The 7,870-nt window shown below is 73.1% G+C and carries 8 protein-coding genes; 5 read left to right on the forward strand and 3 right to left on the reverse strand.

The features are described 5' to 3' along the window. Positions 1-975 (forward strand): transglutaminase-like domain-containing protein (locus tag MXD58_RS14990; RefSeq protein ID WP_250609426.1); only part of this gene is annotated, 975 nt, incomplete at its 5' end. A 15-nt stretch (positions 976-990) separates the two neighbouring features. Here MXD58_RS14990 and MXD58_RS14995 read toward each other — a convergent pair. Next, positions 991-1,569, reverse strand: a complete 579-nt coding sequence (locus tag MXD58_RS14995) for a hypothetical protein (RefSeq protein ID WP_248840736.1) — start codon at positions 1,567-1,569, stop codon at positions 991-993. 77 nt (positions 1,570-1,646) lie between these two features. Here MXD58_RS14995 and MXD58_RS15000 point away from each other — a divergent pair, with 77 nt between their 5' ends. Continuing rightward, on the forward strand, positions 1,647-2,258 hold the full coding sequence (locus tag MXD58_RS15000) for a TetR/AcrR family transcriptional regulator (RefSeq protein WP_248840735.1): 612 nt from the start codon (positions 1,647-1,649) through the stop codon (positions 2,256-2,258). Between the two features lie 168 nt (positions 2,259-2,426). Here the strand turns inward: MXD58_RS15000 and MXD58_RS15005 are convergent, their stop codons facing one another. Then, a complete protein-coding gene (locus MXD58_RS15005) occupies positions 2,427-3,332 on the reverse strand; it encodes an alpha/beta fold hydrolase (RefSeq protein ID WP_248840734.1) in 906 nt (301 codons plus the stop codon). 27 nt (positions 3,333-3,359) lie between these two features. Here MXD58_RS15005 and MXD58_RS15010 point away from each other — a divergent pair, with 27 nt between their 5' ends. The 3 genes from MXD58_RS15010 to MXD58_RS15020 all read left to right on the forward strand — a co-directional run bounded on the left by MXD58_RS15010 (position 3,360) and on the right by MXD58_RS15020 (position 6,823). Beyond that, positions 3,360-3,968, forward strand: a complete 609-nt coding sequence (locus MXD58_RS15010) for a TetR/AcrR family transcriptional regulator (protein WP_248840733.1) — start codon at positions 3,360-3,362, stop codon at positions 3,966-3,968. Between the two features lie 229 nt (positions 3,969-4,197). Continuing rightward, positions 4,198-5,811, forward strand: coding sequence for an ABC-F family ATP-binding cassette domain-containing protein (locus tag MXD58_RS15015; RefSeq protein ID WP_248840732.1), 1,614 nt, complete (start codon positions 4,198-4,200; stop codon positions 5,809-5,811). Between the two features lie 58 nt (positions 5,812-5,869). Beyond that, a complete protein-coding gene (locus MXD58_RS15020) occupies positions 5,870-6,823 on the forward strand; it encodes a cation diffusion facilitator family transporter (protein WP_248840731.1) in 954 nt (317 codons plus the stop codon). 61 nt (positions 6,824-6,884) lie between these two features. Here the strand turns inward: MXD58_RS15020 and MXD58_RS15025 are convergent. Further along, positions 6,885-7,870 (reverse strand): glycosyltransferase family 39 protein (locus MXD58_RS15025; protein WP_374616142.1); only part of this gene is annotated, 986 nt, incomplete at its 5' end.

A 7,870-nucleotide genomic window follows, 5' to 3' on the forward strand; every position in this document is an offset into this window, starting at 1 on the left:
GCGCTTCGCCGGCGCCGGGGTGGCCCGCTGGAGTCGGGACACCCCCGCCTACCGGCGCGGACGGCCCGCGAGCCCCAGCCGGTCCGTCGGCCCGACGCGCCCGACCCCGTCCAGCCAAGGGAGAACCTGGTGACCTGGCGGATCCGCATCGAGCACTCGACGGGCTACCGCTACGCCAGTCCCGTGCTGTCCTCGTACAACGAGGTGCGCATCGTCCCGCAGACCGCCGGCACCCAGCTCACCCTGGAGGCGACGGTCGGCACCGAACCCGCTGCCACCACCTACCGCTACTGGGACTACTGGGGTACCCAGGTCACCGCGTTCGACCTGCACACCCCGCACACCGAGCTCGTCGTCACCGGCCGCTCGACCGTGCAGACCGCGACCGCGCCGGAACGTCCCCGCGACGTCCCGACCTGGGCGGAGCTGGGCGACGAGCCGGTCACCGACGAGTTCATCGAGTTCCTGCGCCCGTCCGCGTCCACTGGCGAGGATCCCGAGCTGGTCGAGGCCGCCCGCGACCTCGCCGCCCGGCTCGCCCCGCGCGATCTGCTACCCGCCGTCAGCGACTGGGTCCGCGAACGGCTGACCTACCGTCCCGGCACCACCGGCGTGCACACCTCCGCGGTGGAGGCGTGGCACAAGGGCGAGGGCGTCTGCCAGGACTTCGCCCACCTCGCCCTGGTGCTCATGCGCGCCGCCGGGATGCCGGGCCGTTACGTGTCCGGCTACCTGCACCCGTCCGCACAGGCGGAGGTAGGGGAGACGGTCGAGGGGCAGTCGCACGCCTGGGTCGAGGGCTGGCTCGGCGAGTGGTGGGGGTTCGATCCGACCAACGCCGTCCCCGTCGGCGAACAGCACGTCGTCGTCGCCCGCGGTCGGGACTACAACGACGTGCCACCGGTGCGCGGCGTCTTCTCCGGTGGCCAGTCCACCTCGCTGGGCGTCACCGTCGCCGTCACCCGCCTTGCCTGAGCGCCGCGAGTAGGCCTAGCGGGTGCGCGTCGACCGCCTCCGCAGGGACATGACGGCGAGGCTGGCGGCGGCCAGGACCGCGACGAGCGGATGGATCAGCCGGTCCCGCATGTCGACGGGGATGGCACCGATCAGGGTCGTGTCGTTCACCGCGGCCTCGAGCAGGGTCGCCACGGCGTAGGCCCCGCCGATGGCGACGACGAACGCACCGCGGCGGCGCGGCACCGCCAGCCCGCCGGCGGCGAGGGCGACCATCGCGAGCTGCCAGAGCGAACGCCAGCCCGTCCCCGGCGCCGTCCAGCTCGCCGCGCCGGCAAGTGTCGTCAGCGCGCGGACGCCGAAGACGACGATCACCAGCAGACAGAACCAGGCGGCGGGAGGTCGCAGCGTTCCGAGTCGGCTTCCGCCGGCCGCGGCGGCCTCGACCCGGCCGTGCGCCTGACCAGCGTTCTCCACCTGACCAGCGTTCTCCACCTGGTCACCGTCCTGCGCCTGGTCACCGTCCTGCGCCTGGTCACCGTCCTGCGCCTGGCCACCGTCCTGCGCCTGGCCACCGTCCTGCGCCTGGTCACCGTTCTGCGCGTACTCACTCATCCGGGCTCTTCTCCTCCGGGGCCAGGTGACCCACTACTGCCATGTCGGCATTAGCGTTTCCGAGCTATAATGCCACCGTGGCAGTATCGAGCGTCAACCCCCCTGTCCGCCGGGTGCGCCGGACGCCGGACGCCGCCCGCCGGGAGATCCTCCAGGCGGCGCGCGAGGCGCTCGAGGGCGGGGACGCGGCCGATTTCACCGTCGCCGCGGTGATGAGCCGCACCGCGATGACGCGCAAGACCTTCTACGTGCACTTCGCCGACCGCGGCGAACTGATTCGTGAGCTTGTCCGCCCGCTGCGCGCCGAGCTGGATGTCATGATCGGCCACTGGTCCGGCGCGGCCGATCCCGTCCTCGCCGGCGCCGAGGCGCTGCGCGTGGCCGCGCGGATGTACACCGAGCACGCGACGCTGCTGCGCGCCGTCTGGTGGACCGCGGCGCAGGACCCCGAACTCGCCCAGGCGCGCGCCGCCCTGCTGGCGCCGCTGGCCGCCGTCGGCACGAAGCTCCTGATCGAACGGCGCGGACTCGACCGCGACCGGGCCCGCCGGGTCGCCCACGCCCTGGCCACGATGAACGTCCACGTCCTGCTGGAACTCGGCCCGTCGGCCACCGCCACGGCGACCGACGCGGCGGTCGACGCCCTCCGCGAGATCTGGACCAGCGTCGTCCTGCCGGCCCCCGGCTGAGCCGGCCGCCGCGCCACCGGCCTCGCGCGCGTCGCACGGCTGAGCAGCTCCCTGACTCTCCGACAGGGATGAACCGGGCGTGAACCATGGGAGGCGCCACGGTTTCGCGCCCCAGGCCGCCGCGCGAACCGCACGGGCTGGGGCACAGTGCGAAGGTCGTGACCAGTCCTACGCCGCGGGGACGTCGTCCTGGACCGAGCCGAGGAAGGCGAGCAGCCGGTTGTTGACGTCGTCGCCATGCTGGAAGCCGGGCCCGTGGCCGACGCCGGAGAGGATCTCGGCTCGGCCGTGGGGGATGAGCCCGACCCGGGCCCGCGCGCGGGCCGGGTGCAGCAGGGGGCTGCGCTGCCCGACCAGCACGAGGGTCGGGGTCCGGATGGCGCGCAGGTCCTCGTCCGAGAGCGGGATGGGGGCCGGCCGCCGGGTGCGGAACGTCCGCGCTCCGCTCAGCAGGACCTTGCGGAGCTCGGGGACGAGCAGGACGGGGTTGTCCAACCGGCGGGCGAGCCGTCGGCGCAGCGGCGCGGGGGCGAGCCCGGCCATCCCGTTGAGGTACATCAGCCAGATGAACCGGGCGCCGACCTTCTCCAGCCCGCCGGGGTCGAGCGCGACCACGCTCGCGAGCCGGTCCGGCGCGTGTCGGGCCTGGTTGAGTACCAGCCATCCGCCGTAGGAGTGCCCGATCAGATGCGCCCGGGAGACCCCCAGGGCCCCCAGCGTCTCGTCGAGCCAGGCGGCGCTGTCCGCGGGGTCGTGGATGGGTCGGCGGCCGACACTGCGGCCCGGATCGCCGAGGGTGTCCAGGGCGATGATCGGATGGTGGGCGCCGAGCACGGTCAGGAAGGGATACCACTGCACGGCATTGGAGCTGGCACCGTGCAGCAGCACGATCGGCACGCCGGCGGCGGCTCCGCACCGGTGCACGTGGGTCGTGCCGAACCTGCCGTCCACGTCGGTCTCGGTCCACGGCCGGGGCCACAACGCGGCGAAGGCCGCCTCGTAGGCCAGGAGGAACCGGGCTCGCTGGCGCTCGCTGCGGAAGCGGCCGGCCGCTTCCTCGTCTACCGTTTTCATGGTACGTGTGTATCACGAAAGGATGCGATGCCCAAGCGGGTCGACCACGAGCTGCGCCGTCGTCAGATCGCCGATGCGCTGCTGCGCGTCGCGGCGACCCAGGGGCTGCACGCCGCCGGGTACCGCGAGGTGGCGGCCGAGGCGGGGGTGTCGGTGCGGCTGGTCCAGTACTACTTCGAGACCAAGGAACAGCTGCTGCTGTTCGGTCTGCGCCGCGTCGGAGAACAGTTCACCGAGCGGATGCTGTCCCGCCCCGGCGTCGCCGCGTCGCCCGTGGCCGGTCGGTCCCGGATCGAGACCGTGCTGCTCGGGAGCATGCCCTTGGACGCCGAGAGCCGCTCGCTGCACGTCCTTTACAACCAGTACTTCGCCCTCGCGCTCACCGATCCAGCTCTGGCGGCCCAGCCCTACGGCAGCGACCCCGACGCTCTCGAGGCCTGGCTGGTCGAGCAGCTGCGCTCCTGCCAGGCCGAGGGGCGACTCGCCCCCGGTCGGGATCTCGCCGACGAGGCGTGCGCGCTCCTCGCGCTGGTCGTCGGGCTGGGCAACGCGGTCCTGGCCGGTCGGCGGTCGGCGGACGATGCCCGCCGCGTCCTCGCCGGCCATCTCGACGACCGACTTGGCCCGGCGCGGTGAAGGTCGACCGCGCCGGGTCCGCCCGGCGCCGGTGGACCGTGACCTGGACGAGGGCGCGACTGACGATGGCCACGGCGTCGGCCCCGTAGGCTGGATGGCATGAGTGTCGCCGCGTCGTGATACGCGGGTGGTTCCGCCCGGTCGGGGAGTCCACCACCGACCGTAGCCGACCGTTGCCGTCCGACGCCGTAGCGGCGTCTCCCGTAAGCCCGAAAGAGGCCCCACCTCGATGATCATCGTGTCCGAGCTCGAACTGCGTGCCGGAGCCCGCACCCTGATCGAGCCCGTCTCCTTCCGGGTGCAGGCCGGTGACCGCATTGGTCTCGTCGGGCGCAACGGCGCCGGCAAGACGACGCTGCTGAAGGTGCTCGCCAAGGAGGGCCTGCCGTTCGCGGGCAACGTCGACGTCCGCGGCGAGCTGGGCTACCTGCCGCAGGATCCGCGGGCCGGCGACCCGGACGACTCCGCCCGGGACCGGGTGCTGTCCGCGCGTGGCCTGGACGCGCTGCTGCGCGAGATGGAAAAGCTCCAGCTGGAGATGGCCGAGCTCGTCGACGGCAAGGCCCGCGACACGGCGATCCGCCGCTACGGCAACCTGGAGGACCGTTTCGGCACGCTCGGCGGGTACGCGGCCGAGGCCGAGGCGGCGCGGATCTGCTCGTCGCTGGGGCTGGCCGACCGGGTGCTCGGCCAGCCACTGGGCACCCTGTCCGGCGGTCAGCGCCGCCGGGTGGAGCTCGCCCGGATCCTGTTCGCCGGCTCCGGCAACTCCGACGCGACGCTCCTGCTCGACGAGCCGACGAACCACCTCGACGCCGACTCCATCGCCTGGCTGCGGGACTTCCTGCGGGCCCACTCCGGCGGTCTGATCGTCGTGAGCCACGACGTCGACCTGCTCGACCGCTGCGTCAACAAGGTCTTCCACCTCGACGCCAACCGCACGGCGCTGGACGTCTACAACGTCAACTGGAAGACGTACCTCTCCCAGCGGGAGCTGGACGAGCGCCGCCGCAAGCGCGAGCGGGCCAATGCGGAGAAGAAGATCGACGCGCTGAAGGCGCAGGCCGACAAGATGCGCGCGAAGGCGACGAAGGCCCGCGCCGCGCACCAGATGGACCGCCGCGCCGACCGCCTTGCCGCCGGCCTGGCCGAGGTCCGCGTCGCCGACCGGGTCGCGAAGCTGCGCTTCCCCGACCCGGCGCCGTGCGGGCGCACCCCGCTGACGGCCACCGGGCTGTCCAAGTCCTACGGCTCGCTGGAGATCTTCATCGACGTCGACCTGGCGATCGACCGGGGTTCCAAGGTGGTCGTGCTCGGGCTCAACGGCGCCGGCAAGACGACGCTGCTGCGCATCCTCGCCGGCGTGGAGCAGGCCGACACCGGCCAGGTCGAACCGGGCCACGGCCTGCGCCTGGGCTACTACGCGCAGGAACACGAGACACTGGACACCGACCGCTCGGTGCTGGACAACATGCGGGCCGCCGCGCCGAACACCTCCGACGTCGAACTGCGGCGCATCCTCGGTGCCTTCCTGTTCAGCGGCGACACCGTCGAGCAGAAGGCGGGGACGCTCTCCGGCGGCGAGAAGACCCGCCTCGCGCTGGCGGGGCTGGTGTGCAGCTCGGCCAACGTCCTGCTGCTCGACGAGCCGACGAACAACCTGGACCCGGCGTCGCGCGACGAGGTGCTCGCGGCGCTCGCGACCTTCAGGGGTTCCGTGGTGCTGGTGACGCATGACCCGGGTGCCGTGGAGGCGCTGGAGCCGCAGAAGGTGCTCATGCTCCCCGACGGCGTCGAGGACAACTGGTCGCCGGAGCTGACCGAACTCATCGCCCTGGCATGATCTGGCCGAGCGCATCATCCGGACATTCGGCGCCGGCTACGGACGTGGAGAGCGGTTTGTGAGTACCGAGGGCGGCACCAAGGCGGTTCTGGCGGCACTGGCCGCCAACCTGGGCATCGCGGTGACGAAGTTCGTGGCGTTCCTGTTGACCCAGTCCTCGTCGATGCTGGCCGAGTCGATTCACTCGGTCGCCGACTCGGGTAATCAGGGCCTGCTGCTGCTCGGCCAGCGCCAGTCGGCGAAACCCGCCGACGAGGAGCACCCGTTCGGCTACGGCCGGGCCCGTTACATCGCCGGGTTCCTGGTCGGCATCGTGCTGTTCAGCGTCGGCGGGCTGTTCTCGGTCTACGAGGGCGTGGAGAAGCTGCGCCACCCGCACGAGCTCGAGTCCGGCCTGATCGCGGTGATCGTCCTGCTGGCCGCCGTCGCGATGGAGAGCTACTCGTTCGCCACCGCGATCCGCGAGTCCAACCGGACCCGCGGGGGCCGCTCGTGGCTGGCGTTCATCCGGGAGGCGCGTGCGCCGGAGCTGCCGATCGTGCTGCTGGAGGACCTCGCCGCCGAGATCGGCCTGCTGTTCGCGCTCGCCGGCGTGAGCCTGACGCTGCTGCTCGACGACCCGATCTGGGACGGCGCCGGCACCCTGGCCATCGGCGTGCTGCTGCTCGTCGTCGCCATCCTGGTCGCCATCGAGGCCTACGGCATGCTCGTCGGCGAGGCGGCGACGCCCGCGACGGTGGCGACGATCCGGGCCACCCTCGCCGCGGCGCCCGGGGTGACCGGGGTGATCCACCTGCGAACCCTGCACCTGGGACCGGACGAGCTGCTCGTCGCGGCCAAGATCGGTATGCCGCCGGCCGCGGCGATGCCGGCGGTCGCCGCGACCATCGACGGCGCCGAGGCGGCCCTGCGCTCCGCCGTGCACACCCCGATGCGGATCTTCCTCGAGCCCGACATCCGCCGCGACCCGGCGACGGCGGGCGGCGTCGAGGCGAGCGCCGTCCCGGCCTGACCGGCCCCGGCCGTGGACCGGACGCCACCGGGGGATCCCGCCGCCACCTCCTCAGAGCGGCTCAGGCGGGCCCGCCGAGGCACAGCCGTAGCGCGATGGCGGCGAGCGCGCCCAGTGACATCAGGGTGACGGGCAGGTCGCCGGCCTGCACCTGATCGCCGGGCCGGGTCGGACGCGGCCGGGGCGCCACCGCGGCGACGAGCAGCCACGGGAACAACGGCAGCCAGGTCCGCTCCGCGGCACCGTCCGCGAGGCCGGCGGCCACCGCGAACAGCGCGGTGGCGGCCGCGCCGAGCAGGAACGGCCAGCCGGGGGTGAGCCGCAGCCGCCGCGCCGCGCGGACACCCACCGGGCCGGTGGCCAGCACCACAATCGTCAGGTCGAGGAACACCCAGGCCAGCGTGTCACCGACGCTCTGGTCGGGCATCCGGGCCAGCGCCAACCCGGCCGGCCAGGAGAAACCCCAGGCCGCGAACAGCCACAGCGGCACCAGGGCGCCGAGTCCGGTGAGCACGTTGAGTAGCGGGCGGCGACGCACGAAGTAGGCGGCGGCGACGGCCACGCCCAACCAGACCGGGGCATAACCGAACAACGCGGCGAGGCCGAGGAGCAGCCCGCTGCCCAACGCCCACCACACCGACCGGCGCCCCGGCTCGCAGCCGACCACCCCGACCGCCACGGCCAGGGCGGTCAGCAGTGCCGTGACAGCGTCCGGGGAGCCCGCCATCCACCCACCCCACGGCGCGAGCACCAGGATCGGTATCAGGCGTCGCGCGGCTGTCTCGTGGCACAGCGAGCGCACGGCCACGCACACCACCGGCACGCACAGCGCGCCGAGAACGGTGAACACCAGGCCCACGGGCAGCGCCCCGGACAGCCCCGCACGGCCGAGCAACCAGGTCAACAGCACCGGTCCGGGCGGATGCGTCGGCAGCACCGCGAACGACGCGCCCGGTCCGGGCGCCCTGGTACCCGAGTAGCCGGCGAGGAGCCGGTGGGGGGTGTCGCCGACCGCCTCGCCGACCGCTACCCGACCGAGGTCGTCCC

This window comes from Frankia sp. AgKG'84/4, from assembly GCF_023242965.2.
Classification (GTDB): Bacteria; Actinomycetota; Actinomycetes; order Frankiales; family Frankiaceae; genus Frankia.